The organism is Vibrio ostreicida (assembly GCF_013074385.2).
GTDB classification, from domain to species: domain Bacteria; phylum Pseudomonadota; class Gammaproteobacteria; order Enterobacterales; family Vibrionaceae; genus Vibrio; species Vibrio ostreicida.
Genome location: NZ_JABEYA020000010.1, coordinates 45987 through 68317, shown reverse-complemented (window position 1 = coordinate 68317; position 22331 = coordinate 45987). Strand labels below are relative to the sequence as shown.

General features: G+C 47.9%; 14 protein-coding genes. 5 read left to right on the top strand and 9 right to left on the bottom strand.

The genetic code is table 11. The annotated features are described in order from the left end of the window. Positions 1-9 precede the first annotated feature (9 nt). The 6 genes from HLM86_RS14100 to HLM86_RS14075 all read right to left on the bottom strand — a co-directional run bounded on the left by HLM86_RS14100 (position 10) and on the right by HLM86_RS14075 (position 12801). Entirely contained in the window at positions 10-6174 is a 6165-nt protein-coding gene (locus HLM86_RS14100) for a non-ribosomal peptide synthetase (protein WP_170883524.1), read from the bottom strand. A 113-nt stretch (positions 6175-6287) separates the two neighbouring features. Then, positions 6288-7550: an MFS transporter gene (locus HLM86_RS14095; RefSeq protein WP_076589747.1), complete on the bottom strand. Its 1263-nt coding sequence runs from the start codon at positions 7548-7550 to the stop codon at positions 6288-6290. A 4-nt stretch (positions 7551-7554) separates the two neighbouring features. After that, positions 7555-9519 carry a TonB-dependent receptor gene (locus tag HLM86_RS14090; protein WP_170883523.1) on the bottom strand — a complete coding sequence of 655 codons (1965 nt, stop codon included), beginning with the start codon at positions 9517-9519 and terminating at the stop codon, positions 7555-7557. 271 nt (positions 9520-9790) lie between these two features. After that, a complete protein-coding gene (locus HLM86_RS14085) occupies positions 9791-10723 on the bottom strand; it encodes a helix-turn-helix transcriptional regulator (RefSeq protein ID WP_076589745.1) in 933 nt (310 codons plus the stop codon). 172 nt (positions 10724-10895) lie between these two features. Next, a complete protein-coding gene (locus HLM86_RS14080) occupies positions 10896-11882 on the bottom strand; it encodes a helix-turn-helix transcriptional regulator (RefSeq protein WP_076589744.1) in 987 nt (328 codons plus the stop codon). A 310-nt stretch (positions 11883-12192) separates the two neighbouring features. Further along, entirely contained in the window at positions 12193-12801 is a 609-nt protein-coding gene (locus tag HLM86_RS14075; RefSeq protein WP_170883522.1) for a hypothetical protein, read from the bottom strand. 307 nt (positions 12802-13108) lie between these two features. Here HLM86_RS14075 and HLM86_RS14070 point away from each other — a divergent pair, with 307 nt between their 5' ends. Together HLM86_RS14070 and HLM86_RS14065 are read left to right on the top strand one after the other, a co-directional pair. Next, complete coding sequence (locus HLM86_RS14070; RefSeq protein WP_170883521.1) at positions 13109-13303, top strand: hypothetical protein; 195 nt, start codon at positions 13109-13111, stop codon at positions 13301-13303. A gap of 3 nt (positions 13304-13306) precedes the next feature. Then, a complete protein-coding gene (locus tag HLM86_RS14065) occupies positions 13307-13864 on the top strand; it encodes a hypothetical protein (protein WP_170883520.1) in 558 nt (185 codons plus the stop codon). A gap of 192 nt (positions 13865-14056) precedes the next feature. On the opposite strand, the gene HLM86_RS14060 is transcribed toward HLM86_RS14065, so the two are convergent. Beyond that, on the bottom strand, positions 14057-14938 hold the full coding sequence (locus HLM86_RS14060) for a LysR family transcriptional regulator (RefSeq protein ID WP_170883519.1): 882 nt from the start codon (positions 14936-14938) through the stop codon (positions 14057-14059). A gap of 109 nt (positions 14939-15047) precedes the next feature. Here HLM86_RS14060 and HLM86_RS14055 point away from each other — a divergent pair, with 109 nt between their 5' ends. The 3 genes from HLM86_RS14055 to HLM86_RS14045 all read left to right on the top strand — a co-directional run bounded on the left by HLM86_RS14055 (position 15048) and on the right by HLM86_RS14045 (position 20893). Then, positions 15048-15257, top strand: coding sequence for a DUF2798 domain-containing protein (locus tag HLM86_RS14055; protein WP_170883518.1), 210 nt, complete (start codon positions 15048-15050; stop codon positions 15255-15257). Positions 15258-15759: 502 nt separating this feature from the next. Beyond that, positions 15760-18900: a chitinase C-terminal domain-containing protein gene (locus tag HLM86_RS14050; RefSeq protein ID WP_254868812.1), complete on the top strand. Its 3141-nt coding sequence runs from the start codon at positions 15760-15762 to the stop codon at positions 18898-18900. A 145-nt stretch (positions 18901-19045) separates the two neighbouring features. Then, positions 19046-20893, top strand: a complete 1848-nt coding sequence (locus HLM86_RS14045; RefSeq protein ID WP_170883517.1) for a hypothetical protein — start codon at positions 19046-19048, stop codon at positions 20891-20893. A gap of 86 nt (positions 20894-20979) precedes the next feature. On the opposite strand, the gene HLM86_RS14040 is transcribed toward HLM86_RS14045, so the two are convergent. Further along, on the bottom strand, positions 20980-21114 hold the full coding sequence (locus HLM86_RS14040; RefSeq protein ID WP_076589739.1) for an entericidin EcnAB: 135 nt from the start codon (positions 21112-21114) through the stop codon (positions 20980-20982). A 222-nt stretch (positions 21115-21336) separates the two neighbouring features. Continuing rightward, a complete protein-coding gene (locus HLM86_RS14035; RefSeq protein WP_170883516.1) occupies positions 21337-22269 on the bottom strand; it encodes an ABC transporter substrate-binding protein in 933 nt (310 codons plus the stop codon). Between the last annotated feature and the right edge of the window lie 62 nt (positions 22270-22331).

Genomic DNA, 22331 nt, shown 5'->3' with positions numbered 1-22331 from the left:
AGTCGGTAATTATTTCGCTCGTTGGCGGCGATTCATTTTTCGGTTTTCTTGTCTTAACTGCCTTGATAGCGCTTCAGGGCTAGGCGTTGAGCTCGTTGATTGTTGAGACAAGGAGGCGGCCAGCAATGAGGGTGATGGATAAGTGAAGAGGTCAGTGACCGATATCCCCATCCCTTGCTGATGGAGTGCCGCGTGCAATTGCACCAGTTGCAATGAGCTGGCGCCAGCGTCGAAGAAGTTTTGTTTTTCGCCAATGGTAGCGGTGACAATGTGTTTAAATGCATCTTGTATCTGACGAACATTCGCCGGATCGTGACAGGCGACATCCTCGCTGATTTGGTCCGATGGCGTCGTAGAGTCGTTGATATAACGCGAGTACGACGGGTCTCCCTGACTCAGTTGATCAAATCCCATCGACCAGCACTCAGGTTTAGACGCCAGCGTTTTGAGTAAATCAACATATTGGCTGAACATTTGTTCTAGCAAAGGTTGGGGCAAAAGTGCTTCGACTGCGTCCCAATTGAGACAAAGTTGGCCCGACGATTCATAGACTTGATGATCGAGCCAAATTTGAGGGGTCTGTGAGATCCCCCAAACAGGTTTTAGCCACCCTGAATCGGACAGAAAGTCGCTGTCTGAGGTGCCAAGTGCGCTGGTGAAGACCACTGGCATGGTGGTGCTGGCTTCATTGTTCTGGCGAGCAAGCTCACGCATGACCCAGACGGCAGAAACATCACTGTGTTGCAAATCGTTGGCGAGCTGGGCTTGCAATCGTTTAAGACTCGACAACCAAGACGTTTCGGGATGCCATGCCAACAGTAGCAAGGTGGTGAAATCTCCGAGGACCTGATTAAGTTGCGGATGGACATCGGGTCTGTCAAAGAGGGTGAGGTTTAATGTTAGGGACTCTGACTGACTCCACGATGACAGTGTTGCAGCATAAGCACACATCAGAATGACCGAAGGGGTCACTTGATGCCTTGCCGCCATGGTTTTGAGCGATTGCCATTCGTCGATGGATAAAGTTGTGGCACAGCGGATAAACTTAGGATCCTTGAGTGTCGCTGGATCCGATTGGATCGGAAGATCTGGCGCCGATGGCAGTGTCGGTAGTTGGCTGAGCCAGTAAGCTTTTGCCGGAAAGGTGCCCAAGGTGTTTTCTGGGGCCTGTCGCCAAGCAACATAGTCCCTGAAGGTGAGTGTTAACTCTGGAAGCGATGCCATAGGGTGATGATAAAGCGTTTCCAGCTCGGATAAGAAAATCTGCATACTCAGTCCGTCTAACATCATGTTGTCGAGGCCGACAAAGAGTCTCGCCTCACCACTGACATGGATGGCGGCTTCAATCGTAAACAGAGGCCAAAAAGCAGGATCGTTGACCTGATGCGATAATCGATCGCGGATTGCATCAGCCTCTGGGCAGTCCAGTTGTTCGACAGGGTGACATCGCAGTGAAAATGCAGGGACTTGGATAAGCACTTGTTGTTGGTGGTTACGCACGACTGCTCGGAGCATGTCGTGACGTTCTATGAGCCGATTCATGGCGCGGTTAAAGCGAGAAAGATCTAGGTGTGGTACCCGAAACTCTAGAAAGAATTGCGCGCTGGTTTCTCCCAAGGCAAATCCGCGTTGACGTCCAATCCAATAAGCCTGCTGAACATCCGTCATGGGGAATGGCAAATAGCGGTCGTCAGGTTTTGGGGATAGGGCTAACAGACTTGGTTGAGTGTCAATGTCTTGCGGGGTGAGAGTGGCAGCAAACTCGGCCAAGGTCGTTTTGATAAAAATATCCGTCAAATCCGCTTGGTAACCGGCTTTACTCAGAGCGCCAATACAACGGGTCGCCATCAGGCTATCGCCTCCCAACAAGAAAAAGTCACTATTTCTGTCGAGTTCCAATTGATTAAACAGAGCCTGCCATACCGCGGCGAGTGCATGTTCTTGTTCCGACTCAAGTGGCTTTATCGTCTGGCATGCCTGAGGTGCTTCAAGGTTAAGCCTCGATAAAGCTTGGCGATCGACTTTGCCATTGGGTGTTAAAGGCAAGGCTGGCATAAAGGTAAAACGTTTTGGCACCATATAGCTCGGCAGTTGATGGTTGAGCTGGGCGATCAAAGTATGAGCGTCGGGTTTAACCACCGGATTATCATTTCTTAACACATACAGATTGGTAAAGGTCGTGCTATCTGTGTGTTCTAATTGCAATTGGGTTTGGTCAAAAAGATCCTGCATTGCTGGTGCGGTCAGGACTTGTGGCGGCGCTGTCTCTAAAACCTGAGCGCTGAGTAAAGCCCCCTCGTCCAACGTGTTGATTTCAAGTATCAGAAGCAATCCCTCGGGAGCGAGCAAAGGGATGATCTGGTTCAGGTAATCAACCGTGTTTTGTTGACGGTGGAGCGCATTGTTGAGTAACAAGACATCGGCAAAACCGTCAGTGAAATCGGCTGAATGGGCGGGATAAAGTTGAGATTGTGCGTGGCTAAGGCGGTTAAGACGCGCCGTCGCATTCTGAACCATTGCCAGCGATGAATCGAGCGCATGATAGTTGAGTTTTTCGGGGCCTAACAGGGTAGCAAGGTGCTCGGCCAATCGTCCGCTACGTGATTCACATTCTACGACGTTCACCGCTCGGCCGAGCTGATTGCTTAACGCTGAGAGAGCAGAAACACATTGGGTTATTTGATTGTGAGTCTTGGGATTAGCGAGGACCATGGCTTCCGGTGATAGTGTCGTTTCAAGTAGGCTGTGAGCAGGGGCGTTGCCAGTAATGATGAGGTTAAGCTGACGACTCGCTTGGTCAATCTCGGCCTGAGTACCAAATCCTCTGGGCACAGCGGGCGGGTTGTCTATGAGTTGGTAAGTCTGTGTGTTGAGCGAAAGAGAGGCTGGCTCGACCTTCTGGGCAAGATCTTTCGCGCAAAGCAGCTGCATCCATTGCTCAAATAAGCGTCTGTAGTGATCGTTCACGCCATAGCGGTACTGCCACTGTTGCAGTGTTTCTGCCGTTCCGCTATCGGGTAGATAATTGGTGAGGTGATGGTATAAAAATGCGGCTATGTCGGCCTGTGAACAAGAAGGTGATGACAATGAAACCGCCGCAAACAAATCTTGATAGTTTGCTGGGAGCGCGGGTTCTGGTTTCACCTTGGTGCATAGTGTCATGCCCTGAGTCACCACAAAACCTTCCAGTTGTTTGTCTTTGCTGCCTGATGGATTGAGTGCCAGCGTAACGCCTTGGTGAACGCCTTCGAGGCGGCCGAGTGCGGCATCAATTTCACCTAATTCAATCCGGTATCCGCCGATTTTGACCTGATTGTCTTTGCGGCCAAGAAACTCGATGGTGCCATCTGGCCAATAGCATCCCGTATCGCCCGTTCGATACCAAGATTGAAGATCACCTGAATCTGGGCATTGTGTTTTTATAAACTGAGCACAGGTTTTTTGTGGGTCATTCCAGTAACCCTGAGCCACACCCACGCCACCGATCCACAGTTCCCCTTGGACCCAATCAGGGCAGTCTTGACCCGATTCATCGACAACCCGATAACATTGATTGGTCAATGGATAGCCATAAGGGATGGAACGCCAACTAGGATCAACGTTGTCTACTAAGTATTCATTGGACCAGATCGCGGCTTCGGTTGCGCCGCCCATTGCACTAAAAGTGCCACGAGGAGAAAAAGACCGATATCGTTGTGGGAGCGATAAATCGATCCAGTCACCAGACAGCATGACCGTTCTCAACTGAGATGGAGCCGTCAAGGCCATCCCTTCGCAAAACGTTAGGAACATATCAAATAGGGCTGGGACCGTATTCCACAACGTGATGTGATGTCGTGACACGAGCTCGCTCCATGCCATGGGGTCACGTAACTGAGTTTCTTTAGGGAGAACCAGAGCTCCCCCTGCCGCTAAGACACCGAACATGTCATAGACCGAAAGGTCAAAATGCAGTGCCGACAGGGCAAGGACACGATCCTGTTGGCCAACTTGATGACGTTGATTGATGTCAATACAGGTGTTAAGCGCCGCCTGATGAGAAATGACGACCCCTTTGGGTGTGCCTGTCGAACCTGAAGTGTAAATGATGTAGGCGGTGTCGCTGGGTTGACGTTGAGTTTCTATGGCGGTCAATTCACTCCCTTGTGCCTCTTGCCAGTTGATGTGGATGGATTGGGTCCATTCTTTGTCCAACTGAGCGGTTTGGCAGCGAATGACCAGTCGGATATTGGCGCTGTCGACAATCGATTGCCGACGAGCAATAGGTTGGTTGGGGGCTATGGGCACATACACCCCCCCAGCATAGAGAATGGCTAACGCAGCAACCACTTGGCCGACACTTTTTTCCATACTGATGGCGACGTGTTCACCTTGGCTCAAACCTTCGTCAATCAGCACTTGAGCGAGCTGCCTCGCCTTGGCCGTGAGCTGGCCATAACTCAACGTTCGTTCTTGGCTGATCAACGCCATTTGGTCAGGATTGCCTTGTGCGTAATCAAAAATTCGCTGGTGAAGTAGCCCACTTGGGATATTGCCGACCGGTAGATTTCGTTTCAGACGAGTGGATTTTTGATCGTGGGGCAGCAAATCAGGCAGAGGCTGACACCAAGCCTGGGGCTGGGTCAGTATGTGTTCCACCAGTTGGGTAAAGGCCGCGAACAGGGTATCGATAAACCCTTCAGGAAAGAGTTCATCGATGCCATCCCACTGTAGAACGATGCCATCCCCTTGTTTAAAGGCGACAAAATCGAGCCATACTTGGGGGGTTTGCGATATCCCCCAACCGGGTTGTCCTAGTGGGCCCTCGATCTCATCGCCAAACAGCGAGTTACCCAGATTACTGGTGAAGACAACCGGAGCGCCGTGAGGGTGTGTGCCATTCTTTTTAAGGCTACGTAACACTTCAACGCCAGAAGTGATTCGGTGTTCATAAAGCTCGGCGAATCGGCGTTGATGAGCCTGAATCAGATCCGTGATATTGGCGTCATCAATATGGGTATCGATGAGCAGAATATTGGTAAAATCTGCGAGCATTCCGTTGACGGCATCATTGAATGGGTGGCAATCGAACAAGGTCAAGTTGAGCAGCAGTTTACTTTGACCACTCCAACGCGCCATCACCGCAGCATAGAGAGTCGCCAGAACCATAGTCGGAGTGACCTGATGTGCGGACGCCAGCGCCTGAAAGGTCTGCCATTGGTGTTTATCTAGAGAGTGTTGTCGGCGCTGAAAGGACGGCTTTTGTTGCTGAGCGGGCTCCTGAACCAGAGGCAGATTTGGCGCGGCTGGCAGGCTCGATAGCTGACTTTGCCAAAACGCCTCTGCGGTGTGTCTTTGTTCCCTCAGCTCATGATTTTCTTGTTGCAGGTAGCTGAGAAAATCATAATCCGTAGGGCGGGAGGGTAATGTTTGCCCTTTCAAAAGAGCGGAAAGTTCATTAAAGAACAGACTAAAGCTTGAAGCGTCCATCACCAGTAAGTCGATGCTCACGTGAATACGACATTGCTGTTGATTGAGTAAACTCACCTGAACATCAATGGTCTGCCCCTGATTCACGTCCAGAACTCGGTGGCTAAGCTTATTACGCAAAGTGAGCATCGCTTGCTCAGCGTCATTTGAAGATAATTGAGTAAGATCGTGACGGGTGATGGGGTGCACTGCTTGGGGTTTCTTCCACTGTTGCGTACCGTCATGATTGAACGCGACGCTCAGCATAGGGTGGCGGTGAATCAGGGTGTTGATGGCACTTTCAAGCGCATTCGGGTCCAGATTTTGGGTATTAAATTCTTGATAAAGATGGCAACCGTTGCCGCCCAGAGGTTGGTGTTGATCCCGGCCGACGTAGTAGGCAAGCTGAACTGGCGTCATGGCAAAGGGTGTCCCTTGTGTCATGGTCTGGTAATTGGGGGCTTGAGGTGCCACATGACTGGCCGTTGAGGCCATTTTTGAGATCACCAAGTTCTGAATGTCAGCTAACGTTGGGTGCTGGTAGATGTCTTTTAGCGTAATTTTACATCCTGCGCGTCGACACTGGTTGACGATACGCATAAGAAACATCGAATCAAGGCCCAACTCAAAGAGATTGTCAGACGAGTTGAGCTCGTTGTCTGGGATGTCCAAGCACTGGCAAATGGCGTCCCGAAAATGAGAGATGATGGAGTTGTGATCAGACATGTCGGTCTCTTACTTAAGCAAATTTTGGGAAAAAGAACCCCGAGCGGTTGGTAGTACAACCGCAAAAAGTGAGGCAGATTTGATTAGCCCGCGGGTGCGGGCTGGATGAATTATCAGGGAGCTTGCTGGTTTATGGCGTTACCCTGAGGTTGAGATTGAGGTTGGACTAAATAGCGCAACAGCAACGCCGCCACGACGGTGGTGCAAACCGTTATTGCATAATGGGTTTGGTAATCGAAGCTGGCGATCACCCAGCCGCAAGCCATGGCCATTACGATAGCAACGATCATGTCCATTGATTGAAACAAAGAGAAATCGACGCCAGATTGAGAGCCGTATGACCACGCCATCATAAGGGTATACAAGGCGACAAATTTAACCGCAGCAATGAAGGAATTAAGGACAAAGAGCGTTTCTACGCCTAAGGGTAAATCAATATATTGAGCAGACTGCATCCATAATCCACTAAAAATGATCGCCTCGATAGCTAGACAAGCCAGTAACATTTTAGGTGCGCTGACACGGTTGAGTAACCAGCCACTGAATGCGATACCGACCAAGCCTGTAAGTGCTCCACCCCCTGCGGCGAGTAATCCGAGATCCTCAAGTGCGATCCCTTTGTCGCTGAGAAAGGGCATCATCATCGACTGGACGCCACGTGTGCCTAACTGGCAAAGTGCTACTAAGATTAACCCCTGCTGCACTTTGGGGTTGAGGATAGCGCTTTTCAACGACGGTTTACTGGTCAGTCTCTTTTCACTCGGTGTAAACGGCTGGCTCAAGAGGTTCATACTTGGGATCGACATGATTGACACCAAAGCCATCAAAACCAATGTGGCGGTTTGCCAATTGTAGGCGCCGGTCAGATAGATGAACAATCCGCCACCCACCATTGCTCCTAAATAGCCGCCGCCCACTTGCATTACATTGCCGATCCCCCGTTGCGTTTGAGGTAGGCGATCGATGGCGAGCCCATCGGTGCAAATATCGGCAAAGGTTGACAACATGGCAAGCAGTAACACGGCGGAGAACAAGAGCAACGGTTGCTGTAAGGCTGGAGTCAGAGCCACGACGCCAAGAACAAGCAATATCAAACATTGTGCGAGTAAAATGATGGCGCCGTGACTTTTGAAGGTGTTGCCTTGCTTGCGTCGTTTCTCGATATAAGGCGCCCATAGAAATTTGAGAGCCCATGGCAGCATGGCTAAATAGAGCAGACCTATTTGTGATGTCGACACACCTTCAGAACGCAACACCGCCGGGATCCCCTGTAAGGTGAACATGCCAATTAGGCTCTGAATGGTATAGACACCTGCCATAATCGCGAGCAGTGGTTTCAGGCCAAAACTTTGGTCACAACGTGCGTTGCGCGTCATAAAATTACCACTCCATCTTTAGATTAAGGCCAATTTCTCGGCCAGTACCATAATTGCTCATCGTCGAGGTGCCCATAGCAAATGCATAGGTTTGGTAGTCTCGGTCGGTAATGTTGTTGCCGAATAGGCGTAATGAAAGGTTATCATTCACCGCGTAACGCACCGACAGATCGACGATGGTGTAGGCAGGTTGAGATAAGGTATTTGCTTCGTTAAAAAAGACTTTTGACGTATATCGAGCATGACTGCTAACTGAAACGCCGTCGAGTAGAGACTGAGGCAAGAAGTACTCAATACCGGCTACTGCGGTGGTCTGTGGAGCATAAATCAGCGTATTCCCTTGATAGTCGCTACCAGACTCAAAGGTGGACTTCCCAAATGTGCCACCGATTGTCAGTGTTAAATCGTTTGTTGGGTAGTAGGCCATATCGATCTCAAGCCCCTGACTTTTTGCCTCCCCCATATTTCTTAACACTTGATTGCCCTGACTGGGGTCCCCAGTGTAGAGTTGAATATCCTTTGTCTTAATCCAGTAGAAGGCGCCACTTAGACTCATTGTGTTGTCAGCAAAGGACGAACGCCAGCCGAGTTCACCATTGAGAGATTTTTCAGCATCGTACCCGTTTTTGTCCGCACTACTTCTTGGTACGTGGCTGTAACCACCGGGGCGATAACCACTGGCCAGTGAGGCAAAGAGTCTTGAATCTGGACTGAGCTGCCAGCCTATTGCGGTTGCCGGAGAGAGCACACTTTCAGATTTTTTCTGATCATAACCATCAATAGTCCCTCTTGTATTACCGCTATAATCTGAGTGGGTTGATAGGTAGGAAGCTCTCAGGCCTGCTGTTAAGTCGACGGTCTCGGTTAAGGCATAAGTCGTTTGGCCAAACAGGGCATAAGTATTGGTCTTGATGTCGTTTGTTGCGCCGGAAGCATTGCCATCAAACTGGCGGCTTTCTGCATAGACGCCAAATAAGGTCTGCAAAGTGTCGCTAAAATGTGTGTTAGCTCTGATCTCTTGACTGAAGGTATTTTGGTTTTCTACCCATTGACCACCAATGTACTGACGATCAATGTTTCGGTTTTGGTATGAGGTAATGCTGCTGAGCTGGGTGTCGCCAAAATCATAACCGATGTTGAGTGCGTAAGCGTTGACCACTCGTTTTAGTTCAGGAATAGGTTGACTGGTCGCTTTCTGGTTGTACTCCTCTTTTGTAAGATACCACTCTTCATGGCTGTCCAGATTGTCGCTTGACACGGATAGCGTGACAGTCAGTGGATCATTTTCAGGTAAGTAGTGAAAACGAGCGACACCACTGAACTCTTTGACGTCATTCGCATCGTCACTATTGCTCGGTAGGTGCGTAATGTTACCTTGATCTTTCAGAGATCGAATCACCACATCGGCATAGGCTGAGTCGCTGATCGCCACTGCGCTTGAGCCGTTGAATTGTTGGCTGAGGTTGCTGTAAGTCACCTCTGCGGAACCTTTGGCCTGTTCGGTGGCCTTTTGGGTCACAATATTGATGATGCCACCCTGTGCATTACCCCCATACAATGTTCCCTGTGGCCCTCGTAACAATTCGACGTGCTCGACGTTCAAAAGTTGCTGGGTGGCAAAAGCGCTGTCTTGAAGGATGCCGTCAACATAAATACTGACCGTTGGCGAGTAGAAATCAGGGGAGCTCATTCCACGTATGGTTGTGTTGGCGTAGGTTCTATTCCCTCGAGTTTGGATGACCAGCCCAGGAAATGCTTTTTCTAGGTCCTTGACCTCATGAATTCCAGCGTTTTCCAGCTCTTCACCTGTTTTGATCATCACCGAACTATTGATACGCCCTATCGGAATATCTTGTTTTGTTGATTCAACGACCATGACGTCATCGTAGTTTTGTTCGGCAATCGTTTGTGCACTGAAAGTAGCGGCTGCAACGGCGAGCACGGAAAAGGCAGGAGCGTTCCTGTACATGGTAGATTTATCCTGTGGTTTGATATTTTAACATCTATATTGCTGATTCACTCTGTTATCTGCTAACTCAATAGGGTGGAAAAACAGCGCGAACCGACGTTTTACAAGGGTGAATGGTTTTTTAAACAATAATTATAATTATTTTGTTCATTTTTATAAGGTAAAAAATTGTTTTTAAAGATTAAATTGGTATTCTGGTTTGTTGCTTCTGTTCGATTTCAATCAAGACCTTTTGGTTTCGCGGGGCAAAGAAGGCAATGCGGTCATGCTTTTATTGTGAGTGAATAAAACAAGAAGGCGTGCAGCCAAACTCTTTTTTAAACGTGGCAGTAAAGTGGCCATGATTTGCGTAGCCTACCTCATGAGCGATGTGGGCGATGGGGAAGGTGGCGGTACAAAGTAATTCAATGGCTTTGGCCATTCTTTGCTGAACCACATACTGATGCACCGTGGTATTCAATTCATTTCGGAACCAGTCTTTAAGTGACGTTTCGTTGGTGCCTATACGGCGGGCCAATTGCGTTATGGTGGGTGGGAGCATGAACTCCTTATCGAGAATACTCATGGCTTTTTCCAATCTTTCACTGTTATCTCGGCGCTGGCATTTGCCACTGTCTTCGAGTAAATAGCGCACGGCATCACTCATAAAGGAGTAGGAAAGGTGGCGTTGTATCCCCTTGTCCGGAACATCATGTGCAGACAAACGCACCGCCATACGACGAAAGGCATCCGTTGACGGTTTGATGATCATAAACGGGTTGCGGCGTTCAAGCTTTAACTGGGTCGATAGGCCAATTTGCATGACATCGATGTATTCGATGAGTACCGAGCGTGGGATCTGCAAGGCAAACAGCTGCGTTAATTGGGGCTGATAGCGACACAGACCGGAACGCACATTCGAATAACACAAGGCAATACTATTACTAGGAAATATTTTGGGTGAACCGAGACTGTCAATCTGATAATACACGGCACTGCCCAAATTGAGCATAATGGTGATGGCGTCACATTCGGTTTTATCTGGAGTCTCGAGTTGTGTTGGGGCGTGAAAGTGTCCCTGAAAAACACTCAGAAGAATCTCATCGTTCAGCATGTTGCAGCGCAGCGAGAACTCTCCACGATTATGCTTGAATTGGATATTGCCATTAGACTGAATGGATTCTTCCATTAAGTCGAGGTTAAAAGGCAGTCGGTAGTAAGCCATATGACGTTAGTAACTGTTTTAATAATGAGAAACATTATCATTAACAATGGGCTATGTCTATTATTGCATTAGTTAAAAAGCTCTAATATCAGCGCAATGTTGGCGGCCTTATTCAACAGGGACTTAACATTTTTAATGTCATTACTTATCAGTACTAGGCTGATAGTACATACTAACTAAACTGACGCGCCTTTCGGTATTGGAGCGGGTTTTCCCCAAAGTGTTGTTTAAACAGTTTGGTGAAGTGTGATGGACTGGCGTAACCTACCTTAAAGACGATATCGATGATTGGGTGATCAGTCGATTCCAGCTCTTTTGCCGCGATGGTCATGCGAGTTTGCTGAAGAAGCTTGGAGAAAGTGGTATTGAACAGCAATCTAAACCCACGTTTAAAACTGGTTTCATTGGTGCCGACTTCTCTACACAACTCATTGATGCTCCAGTTTTTTCCTGGGTTAGAAGCGATCATGTCGTGTGCCTTACGAATTTTATTGAGCGTACGGCTCGACAGACTAGAATTATCGTCATATTTTTTCTTGTTCTGGATCAGTTCTAGTTGATTAAGCAATTTAGAGAGGCATTGGTATGCTTGAGAGACGGCGTATAAATGATTGGTTGCGTCGCTGCTTTTTTGGATGTTTTTGGTTTCTAACTGACTGATAAATTGCTGGATTTCCACATTAGTATCAAACACAAAGGGGCGATTATCCGTACGAGGGTTAATGCCGCTGTCTTTGAGTTTGTCACTGATTTGCTGATAAATATCAGTGAGGTACTGGCAATCAAACCGAATATCTGCGATTTCGACGAAGCTTTCCGATTCGCTAATGAACACATCGTTGAACGATGTGGCTGAAAAGATCAACACACTTTTTCCCTTCTCTAAGCTCAAAGGGGTGTCTGCACCGTTGTGCCACACAATGCGCTCACCTTTGATCACGGTCAGTAATCTCAGGCAATATTTTTGTTCGTTATTTGCCATTTGATGTGAGGTGCAGCCACCGTAGCCAGACAAGGTGTCGATCTGACAGCCGAGACAATTTCCCCAAGATTGGCAGCGCGGGGATTGACCAAATGACAACAAGTGCCGACTTGCAGTCGGGCAGCACCCCGTGATCGTGAGATCCGTTGGGCTCGATTCTAAATAAGCTTTGTTCATTATCGGGTTCCATTCAAAACTGTTTTTTCAGCTTGTGCACACATGCTTAATACAAGTAATGAGGAGAGCCTCACGCGAAGCTACCTGAAATTTTGGTCGGGTGTCTCATGATATATATGATATTGATTCTTATTATTGTTCTTATTAGCGAGTGGCTATTCTGTGGGCCAATCGTCTTTCTGTCTACTCGAATTGGAAGTCTTTTTCTATATATCGGGACCCAAATTGAGTAGTAGTTGGTGGGATTGATGTCATCCAGTACTGTGCTCAAGATAAGTGAGAGGGCCCAAGAACCATGATCGGATAAGGCTTATAACAAGGATAAAGAGCGTTGAACGCCAGCGGGTATCTGCTGATAAATAGGTTGTACAACCGAAAAATGCACGTTACCGAGAGAAGGTGGGAATTGGATATCGATTGCTTTAGGTGAGGCTTGGGTATGCGTGGCTGAAAAACGAAATTCGATGATGTGGCTGTGCTGGGCGTCTGGAGAATAGGGCGCAGGGATCAATTGAGCTGGTGTCTCATCAATGACCAGTCGGGTGCCTTGTTGAATGATATAAGAAAGTCGAGAGTGCAGTGTGCTGTTCATTAAACGTCGTTCTGAAGATGGGGTGTCTGCGCCGCCCAATAACCACAGATGAATATCAGGCAACTGCCTCATCCAGTTGTCCACATCAACCGACAGTGTGAGTTCAATTTGTTGGTCACGCACATATAGACGAGCAGAGGTTTCTTCTAGGGCATGGCCTCTTGTGATTGTGGGCATAATCAAGCAGATAATGAGCGTTAGCGCAGACATTCGATGGGGATTGAAACACAGATGAGGTTTACTCGCATTTAGCCCAAAAAGAGAGAGGTGCTGCAACTCAACCCGTAAACGTTTCGCAATAGGGAATAAGTAACAAAATTTCATCATCGCTGTTCTCTTCCTTATCGCTTGGGCTTTTTTAGCGTAGATGGCTGTGAATAAGCGTCAAGTTATTGGTTATAAGCGTGTTAGGTTTGCCTCTATTTTATCGACCTATCACGTCATACGAAGGCTGAGGGCTGGAAGGTTGTTCGTGAATATTTGATTGTTATTTAAAGTGGTTGGTTGATTCAACGTTCAGAAGCCATGCTTAAATTAGATTTAGTTATTGATTTTTATATTGTTTTAGAATTTTCATCAAGAGTGTGCGCTTGGCTGCATATTTTGTATTATTCAGGTTATTTAGTTGGAGTAAATGACCATTTTGAACCACATTTACCCTCTTACGATCAATGATGGTGGTCGGTTTAATTGTGGTGTCTGGATGAGAGAGATGAGTTCCATGTTGGCTTGTGATGATGACGGCGAGATCCTCCGATGTCGGTCATCGGTAGATAGCGTCACTCAGTGGGATAACGCTGCAGGTGTAAGAGAAACGATGCAGGAGTAAATAATGATGAAAACGATAACAGCAGTGCTAACGACGTTTCTATTGATCAGTAGTGTTGCGGCCAAGGGCATTGATTGTGGCAAACTTCCCGTTTGGAGTGACAGCATTAATGGTTTGGTAGTGAACCAACACAATATTTATTGTGGTGAAGCAAAACAGGACTCGTTTGGCGGTATCGGTTTTTATTCTATGCCGAACAATTTTGCTCCCAGTACGCTGACCTCTGTGGGGGCAGCATTCGATGAGAGCGAATTTGGAATTTACACGCTGCGTACCATTAATTTAGCCGTTGGCGGACGCACGGTTGTCAAGGCGTTTAGTACCATGTTCCCAGTATCGTGCTCGGTGAGCCAGATTAATGCCTCTATTGTGCATGCGCGTATCGCAAACCAAGGTGGATGTGAAAGTGTATCTTGGGCAGAGTGCGGGCTTAGTGCGCCAGAAGACAATCCAAGTGATCAGTATTGCTTAGGTCACAATGGTCAGAGTTTTACTATCGCGACGGCAACACTGCCTCACGAACCGAATAAAATAAGCACGGGTTTTCCCGTCAATGAATAACGATGACTCAGCTTGGATGGGACAGATAATCGGAAAACGATCTGTCCTATTTTTCGGTGCTAAAACTGTCATTAAGGCGGTGAGGAGCGGTTGAGCAAATTATATTGGTGGTTTTTCTGATTCCCACATGATTGAGCTTTAACCGTGGCGTTCCGTCCTGCGTCCTTAAAGGCCCACCTCAAATCCCGATAGTTAGAACCTTAGATTGGCTTTTAGAAAGTCAACCAATTTAGACGCCCTGGTGCTGAGCAGTTGTCTGCGATACCAAATCGCATAGATATCCCGAACAGGCCCTTGCCAATGGGGTAGGACCCTGACCAACTGGCCAGTGTTAAGCTCGGTCTTTACTTCCGTCAGTGGCAGTAATGCAATGCCAAGGTGATGGGTGGAAAACTGTTTGGCAACGTTCAAGTCATTGAGAAGAATACGCCGTTGAGAAGGTTGGAAAATGGTTGTTTCCGTTCTGTCAGCCTCCAAAGAGAGTTCCCAGATCAACAAGGGCTCAGTGATGATCACGCTCAGGGCTCGCATATCTTGGGGATGAGTGAGTTTGTTGACTGTATTGAGATAAGCAGGGCTAGCAACGAGAACGGTGTTGACCGTACCGAGTTTCAGTTGTGTCAAATCTGAGTCACGCTGTTTACCCGTTCGAATAGCAATATCGGCGTTGGAAGAATAAAAATGGGCCATGGTATTGCTGAGTTGCAGTTCCAGCTCAATGTTGGGGTTGTCATGGAGGTAACGCGATAGCGGCTCTTGTATGCAACTGGTCACTAAGTTGGTCGGGGCCAATAACTTAATCGGCCCGCGGTCGCTGGATACGTCGTCGAGCAGTTCATTGACGAGAGAGTCGATAGAGTTGACATGAAAACGGGCTTTTTCATACAACTTCTTACCCTCACGTGTTACCTCAAAAGTATGACTGTTTCTGCTGAGCAACTTACAGGAGAATTGATCTTCGAGCGCTTTAATACGTCGGCCAATGGTGGAGGAAGGAATATTGAGATGTTGACTGGCCAACTTAAAGTTTCCAGCCTCAACAACCGAAACGAAAAGTGAAATATTGTCATGCATAGTTTGAAACCAAATATGGGTTTTAGATACTCATTTTGTTAAATGGAAATCATAATTGGTTTCAAATATAGTTTTTCTCACACCATCAGGCAAACGTGAGAATCAAAATATGAAGCAGCGGGTTGTATTTACAGTCATCATGTCATTCTTTCTATCATCGTTAATGACCCTTTGGGTCACCTACCTAAACTTGGGTAATGGGCCTGAGTTTCTCCGTTCTTGGGGACAGGCATTTCTGTTCGCGTGGCCAGCCGCTGGTGTGATTTCCTTTTTGCTATCGCCAGTCGCTCATCGTCTGACGATCAAAGTGCTGATGTAAACACTGTGTGGTGGTCTTCGCAGTACAACCATTCCGAGGGAAAACAGGGGTAAATGTTTGCCGAGCGGTTCAGTGTTAATCCAAAACATATTGATTTTTATTATGTTTATTTGATATCGCATTGTTTAGTGAATGAAATTAGCCAAATATAAGTCAATCATTCTAATCAAGTGACGGTTTTTTCTGTGGGAATAGTTATCGCGTAAAACTTTTGCTCGATCCTCTTGTCGAGTCTTGTCTGGAAGACCTCTTTAGACGACGAATCCGATCCTCGCCCTTGTCACTAGGGCTATTAGCCTTATGTTGTCCCCGCCATGCACTCTCGTTAAATTTGTCAAAATATGAGTGAGAATGCTTAAAAAAACATAAAAACCACCTGAAAATAATGAAGAATTGTGAAATTTGATAGTGAGTTAATGCAAGCGTCATCGATTTATTCAATCCTTTAAAAGTTATTTCGAGTCGTGAAATAGCGATAAAATAATTTAGTTGGGGATAACCAATGAATAAAATCATGGATAACAACATGTTTCGCTTGAGTACTCTTAGCGCGACATGTTTGCTGGCTTTCAATAGCTATGCAGCAATGGATTGCAGTAACTTGGAGCAGTGGGATGCAACTCAAGTTTACTGGGAAGGCGATCAAATTCAATACCAGAATGTGGGTTACCAAGCGGCATTCTGGACTCTGAACAATATACCATCAACCCATTCAGGTGATTGGCAAGAGTGGAAACGCCTCGACAGTTGCAGCAACGGTGGCGGTAGTGAAAATCAGATTCCAACGGTGACGCTGACTTCTCCCGTTGTGAATGACGCCTACGTTGTTGGTGAGACGGTACTGTTAGTGGCTAGCGCTACCGACACGGATGGTCAAATCGAGCGGGTTGCGTTCTATGTTGATGGTGCCTTGATTGGCCAATCTTCTTCGGCGCCTTATCAGGCGAGCTGGACCGCTACGGAAGGCTCTCATACCTTGAGTGTTGTCGCGACCGATAACGATGAGGGGGACAGTGAGGCTAGCTCGGTCACATTAATGGTTGAAGCCGAGGAGGGACAAAACGTTCCGCCAGTCGTCACACTGAACGTGTCTCAATCCAGTGTTTCATTAGGGGATGCGGTGACATTGACCGCCGACGCCACCGACAGCGATGGTGAGATCGCTCAAGTCGAATTTTTTGTAGGCGGAACATCGGTTGGCACTATGAGGACTTCTCCCTACCAGTTTGATTACGTAACCGACCGCTCGGGTCAATTGAGTGTGTTCGCCAAAGCGACCGATGACCAACAAACCACAAGTGACTCTACTCCTGTGATCTTAACGGTCAATAGCGATGCAGTGAGTCAACGCTGTCGACCTGACGGTTTGCATCAAACGGTGGGTGTTGATGTGCCTTACTGCGATTCTTACGATGAAAATGGCCGTGAAAAAATGGGGTCGGATCACCCTCGTCGGATGATTGGCTACTTTACTAGCTGGCGTGCGGGTGATGACAAACAAGCGGCGTATCTTGTCAGTGATATCCCTTGGCAACAACTCACACATGTCAACTATGCCTTTGTCAGTATTGGGTCTGACGGTAAAGTGAACATTGGCGATGTCAATGACCCAGATAACCCAGCCGTTGGCAAGCAGTGGCCGGGCGTTGACATTGACCCAGCTCTGGGCTTTAAAGGTCATTTTGGTGCTTTGGCAACGTATAAGAAAAAATATGATGTAAAAACAATGATTTCAATTGGTGGCTGGGCGGAAACGGGGGGCCATTTTGATGATGACGGTGTCAGGGTCGCGGATGGTGGATTCTACTCCATGACGACCAACGCTGATGGTTCGATCAATCATCAGGGCATCGACACCTTTGCTCAATCCGCTGTGGACTTGATTCGTCGATACAAGTTTGATGGCGTCGATATTGATTACGAGTACCCCACGTCTATGGCGGGAGCGGGCAACCCTGATGATGCAGACTTTATGGAGCCACGTCGTGCACATCTTTGGGCGGCCTATCAGGAGTTGATGAAAGTCTTGCGTGAGAAACTTGATCGTGCGTCTGCCGCGGATGATGAGTATTACATGCTGACTATCGCTTCGCCATCCTCAGGTTACTTATTGCGTGGTATGGAGGACTTTGATGTCACCAAGTATCTCGATTACGTCAATATTATGTCCTATGACTTACACGGTGCTTGGAATGACCACGTTGGTCACAATGCGTCACTTTATGACACGGGTAAAGATTCTGAGCTGGAGCAATGGGGTGTTTACTCTGAGCCGGCTTACAAAGGTATTGGTTATCTCAATACCGACTGGGCGTACCATTACTTCCGCGGTTCGATGCCTGCGGGTCGAATCAACATTGGTGTTCCTTACTACACGCGTGGTTGGAAAGGGGTAACCGGAGGGAATAATGGTCTGTGGGGCCGAGCGGCCTTGCCCGATCAGTCACAGTGTCCTCCGGGCACGGGCGTTGGGGAAAAAAATCACTGTGGCAACGGTGCCGTTGGCATCGACAACATGTGGCACGATACTGACCCTAAAGGCAATGAAATGGGCGCAGGCTCCAACCCTATGTGGCATGCCAAGAATCTAGAAAATGGAATATTAGGGACCTACGTACAGGCATACGGTCTCCACCCAGAGATCAATGAAGACGATAAACTGCAAGGCGAGTACTCCCGCTACTTCGATGACGTTGCCGTCGCGCCGTGGCTGTGGAATTCACAGAAGAAGGTGTTCCTTTCTACGGAAGATGATGCCTCCGTTCGTCGTAAAGCCGATTACGTTGCCGACAAAGAAATAGGCGGCATCATGGTTTGGGAGTTAGCGGGTGACTATAACTGTTACTTGTTTGATGATCATGGTGAGCGTTCAGAGCATGTTGATCTCACTGAGCAGGCCTGTGAATCTGGTCAGGGTGAGTTCCACATGGGTAACACTCTGACCAAGATAATCTATGACAGATTTACCACAGCAACGCCATACGGTAATACGGTAGCGGAAAACGAGACACCCGCAGAGTCGGTTGATATTTCGGTCGCGGTCAAAGAGTTCGATATCGGTGACAGTAATTACCCCATCAGCCCCAAAGTTGAGTTTACCAATCACTCAGACGTGACCCTCGCGGGTGGCACTGAATTCCAATTCGATATTCCTACTTCGGCCCCAGATAACGCCATAGACTGGTCTGGTGCCAACCTGAGCGTTCTTGCCTCCGGTCACAGTCGAGATAACAATATTGGCGGTTTGGATGGCAATATGCATCGTATTTCCGTCACGCTTCCTGCTTATCAACAACTGGCCCCAGGTGATTCGTTCGAATTTGAAATGGTGTATTACATGCCGATTTCCGGCCCTGCCAATTATACCCTAATTGCTAATGGTCAGGCCTTTGCCTTTGCCTTTGAACACCCTGAATTGCCGCAGGCGGATTTGAGTGATGGTGGTTCCGATGGCGGTAATAATGGTGGTGGAACCACTGACCCTGAAGACGTTATTGAGTGGGTACCAGGTCAGACGCAAGTCAGTAATGGTGACACCGTCCGCGTTGAAGGCGAATGTTATGTCGCTCAGAACAACCCAGGTCCATGGGAAACCCCCTCGCCAAGTAGTACATGGTTTTGGCAGCAAGTGCCTTGTCCATAACCAGTGTGTTGGAGAGCGGTGTATGGGCGCCGCTCTTGAGCCATTTGGCTCACATCAAAGCGCATGGACAGAGTATGCCGTACTTCTATGCACTGACAGTAAGTTGTTAGCCGTGGTTTGGCTTTAACTCAAAGAGAGAAAAATAATGAAATTGAACCCACTAAGTGTTGTGATTGGCGTTACCCTATTGCCGTCTTTTGGTGCTTTAGCGCAAAGCATAGAGCAGACATTGACCTTTACTCCAGATAACTGTGCTCCTGGTTGGTATTGTCAGTATAAGGCGACGGCGGATGATGAGGGAGGGCTGGATGTAAACCATCTCAGCAGTTACGCGATGTCTTTCCGTTCTAAACCTCAGGTCAATGGTGTGACGGTTGGCGATTCGGTTTGGTCAGAGGGTGTGAATGTGGTGACTGGTGTGGATGCGGCTGGTCAAGCCGCGACTATCTGGCCTACATTCAATGCCGACGTTGTATTTGATGGTGAGCCAAACAGTGGCGGGCCAGACGAAGGGGGCAATAATGGAGGAGACAGTAATGGCGGTGCTTTGCCGACCGAAAATGCGATTATTCATCACGTTACTTTCCCATACAATGATGCGCAGACGACCATCGATGTTTTCCACCTAGGGACCGATTACGCCAACGATGTCGTGTTGTCCAACCTTATTGCCGGAAGTTTGTATTCTTATCTGGTCGAAAAGAAATACCCTGAGGTGAATTTTAATCAGGAATACTTGGTCGGCTCTATCCTCTCCCAGCTTCTTCAAGAAGCTGGGTTGTCAGACACGAGAATTAACCCCGATTATGATCCAAGTGCTACCAAGCAGTCTATCCATGAACCAGGTTATGCCAGTCAGCTTCTGGCGGTAGGACAAGGGGGGCCTTATCAAATCAATGACTACAGCAAGCGCCTTCCGGACAAGAGCACTCCAGGCGCTTTGGGGCTGATTAACTACAATGCGTTGCATGCTAGCCTTGGTTATAGCATTGATGATCAGGATAACGACATCCAAAGTGGAGCCATTGGCCCTGATTCACTGGAAGACATTTACTTTGGTCCGATTGCGGCAACGTACTTTCAGTTCAATGATATTAATCGTCTTGAAGTACTGGCGAGTCAAAGCTGGTATCAGAATCAAGAAGCATGGAATACTTGTTTCAATACCGCCCTGAAGGATGAGAGTTTTACTCAGGATCCTAACGCGCTGCGTCTGACGGATTTCCTAATCAATGTGATCTACAATGCCGGAAGTTATAGTACGGCATTTGGGGATTACCTTGATGTCTGTGTTGACGCATACTCCAATGGCGTGACGACTGAGCTGCCGTATCTTAATAGCTATGATTTAGGTCCGGAAGAATACAAACAGTCTATATCGGCAACCGCGGAAGAGTGGTGGTATCGTTACCCGCGTCAAGTTTCGTTCTATGTTGATCAACTGTTTGGTCAGGATTTGATTGAACACGGCCTTAATATGTCTAATCACGAGCAGTTTACCGTCGCTGAGATTAGACCTGTTTTTGTTAAGGCATTTACTCAAATTTCCTATAAACCTACTGACGAGAGTGCGCCCGTCTTTATTGATGACAGTACCGCTGCTCAAGCATTTGATCAGGCGATGTCAGAAGCGGGGGTCACAGAGGCGACCTCTTATGCGCTTTCAGACAAGCAAGGGCGAGCTGCTTTGTTCGACTTCTTGTATACCGTGTTTACTCAGGTTGAATCTCGAACGGCGCCACTGGACGCGGTCAGCGGAGAAGTCACGTCTGAAGGCGGCGATGGTGGAGACGGTGGTGTGACTCCGCCGCCAAGTGGTGAATGGAGTGAATCAGCCATTTATGAGACGCCGTGTATGACGGTCACTCTAGATGGTCAGGAATATCAGAACCAGTGGTGGACACAGGGAGACAGACCGGATCCAAATTCAGGAGATGGGTATTCTTCCTCGGTTTGGCGCTTCCCTAGCTCGGCCAGCAATAACTGTCCTTAACGAGCTCACCCAGAGTAGAGGGAGCCCCTTTTACTCTGGGTGTGCCTAAAGGTCATCGCGAAAGGGATGAACGTGAAGGGCTTGGTCTATTCTGTCGCTTCGTGTACCGCTTCTTTTGTATCCTTCCATACTTTTGAGGAGTCTTGCTTCATTCCTTCCCAAGTACTTGAACACCCTGCAACAAACAGCGCTATGCTGACAAGCAATATTGACATTTTCATTGGACTAGCCTTAGTGGACGTATGTGAATGATAATAGTATCAAAAAATCAGTGAGGGTTCCTAGGGAGTGATGAACAAAAGTGGGCAACGCCACCGTGACGCGATCTGGAAGTATTGACGCCTTTGCGCGCACGAAGGCGAGACAAAAGCGCCAATAATCAGCTGATGAGTGAGGTCTGAACGCGCTGATGTGAAATAAGGCTTGACCTTAGCATCTGCTGTTTAACCGCAAGACTGGTGAGTTAACCATTTTTCGACGTGGCCATTGTTTTGTTTTAGCCATTGTTTGGCCGCATCTTCAACGGACAATTTCTCATCGTCCACAAGCATAGCGGCGAGCGCAATTTGCTGATTGTCTAGCGAAAACGCGCTAATAATGTCAGCGGCGCACTGTGATTTAGCTGCAAGCGTTTGTGATACCGCGATTTTTAGCCACCCACCCACAGGATTACCACAGTCCCATTTGTAATTGGGGTTGACGCCCCAGGATGCTTTCTTCTCACATTGCTCATCATAGGCAGGAAACTCAACAAACTTGCCCTCATATTTTGCTTCGACCCAGTTAGGCGACCAGTTAAAGATTAAAAACGGTTTCTTTTCGGCCATGTATTGTTTAATTTTTTCATTAATCGCATTGCCGTCTTTCAACTGAACCACATCAAATTTAAGCCCGAGCGCCCTGATGCGTGCCCTGTCTGGTTTTTCCCATGGGCCCGTATAATAAATGCCCAGATCTTTGCCTTCTGAAAACACGGCGGCGCAGTCTTTTAACGCTGTCCAGTCAGGCAAACCTGCGCATTGCTGCTCAGCATAAGCTGGGTACCACCAATCTTCCCGAGTGGTCGCTTGGTGCGTCGTGCCTGCTTGAATATGACCAGAATCGACCATCTGTTGAAACTTGGAGGCCATGGAGCCTTCCCATACCTCGACTTGTACATCCCCTTCATTGTGAGCGAGTTTATACCACTGAGCACGGGCGTCGGTGTATTCATATTTTATCGGTACTTTCTTTTCAGAGAGCAGCGTGCCCAACACCTTAGTTAACACTTGTTGACTGCTCCAGTCTAAAGAAAGCAATTTCACAGGTTCATTGCTTAATGCTGGGGTACTCACACTAAGCATGCTCATGGCAATGATATAGGGGAACGATTTCATGACAGTCTCATTGGTAAAAACAGTGGGTCATTAAAAAGTAGAAGAGAGGGCCGAGAAACACA

Coding starts and splice junctions, on each gene's coding strand:
- HLM86_RS14100 (WP_170883524.1), bottom strand. CDS start 6,174: ATGTCTGATCACAACTCCATCATCTCTCATTTTCGGGACGCCATTTGC.
- HLM86_RS14095 (WP_076589747.1), bottom strand. CDS start 7,550: ATGACGCGCAACGCACGTTGTGACCAAAGTTTTGGCCTGAAACCACTG.
- HLM86_RS14090 (WP_170883523.1), bottom strand. CDS start 9,519: ATGTACAGGAACGCTCCTGCCTTTTCCGTGCTCGCCGTTGCAGCCGCT.
- HLM86_RS14085 (WP_076589745.1), bottom strand. CDS start 10,723: ATGGCTTACTACCGACTGCCTTTTAACCTCGACTTAATGGAAGAATCC.
- HLM86_RS14080 (WP_076589744.1), bottom strand. CDS start 11,882: ATGAACAAAGCTTATTTAGAATCGAGCCCAACGGATCTCACGATCACG.
- HLM86_RS14075 (WP_170883522.1), bottom strand. CDS start 12,801: ATGATGAAATTTTGTTACTTATTCCCTATTGCGAAACGTTTACGGGTT.
- HLM86_RS14070 (WP_170883521.1), top strand. CDS start 13,109: ATGACCATTTTGAACCACATTTACCCTCTTACGATCAATGATGGTGGT.
- HLM86_RS14065 (WP_170883520.1), top strand. CDS start 13,307: ATGATGAAAACGATAACAGCAGTGCTAACGACGTTTCTATTGATCAGT.
- HLM86_RS14060 (WP_170883519.1), bottom strand. CDS start 14,938: ATGCATGACAATATTTCACTTTTCGTTTCGGTTGTTGAGGCTGGAAAC.
- HLM86_RS14055 (WP_170883518.1), top strand. CDS start 15,048: ATGAAGCAGCGGGTTGTATTTACAGTCATCATGTCATTCTTTCTATCA.
- HLM86_RS14050 (WP_254868812.1), top strand. CDS start 15,760: ATGAATAAAATCATGGATAACAACATGTTTCGCTTGAGTACTCTTAGC.
- HLM86_RS14045 (WP_170883517.1), top strand. CDS start 19,046: ATGAAATTGAACCCACTAAGTGTTGTGATTGGCGTTACCCTATTGCCG.
- HLM86_RS14040 (WP_076589739.1), bottom strand. CDS start 21,114: ATGAAAATGTCAATATTGCTTGTCAGCATAGCGCTGTTTGTTGCAGGG.
- HLM86_RS14035 (WP_170883516.1), bottom strand. CDS start 22,269: ATGAAATCGTTCCCCTATATCATTGCCATGAGCATGCTTAGTGTGAGT.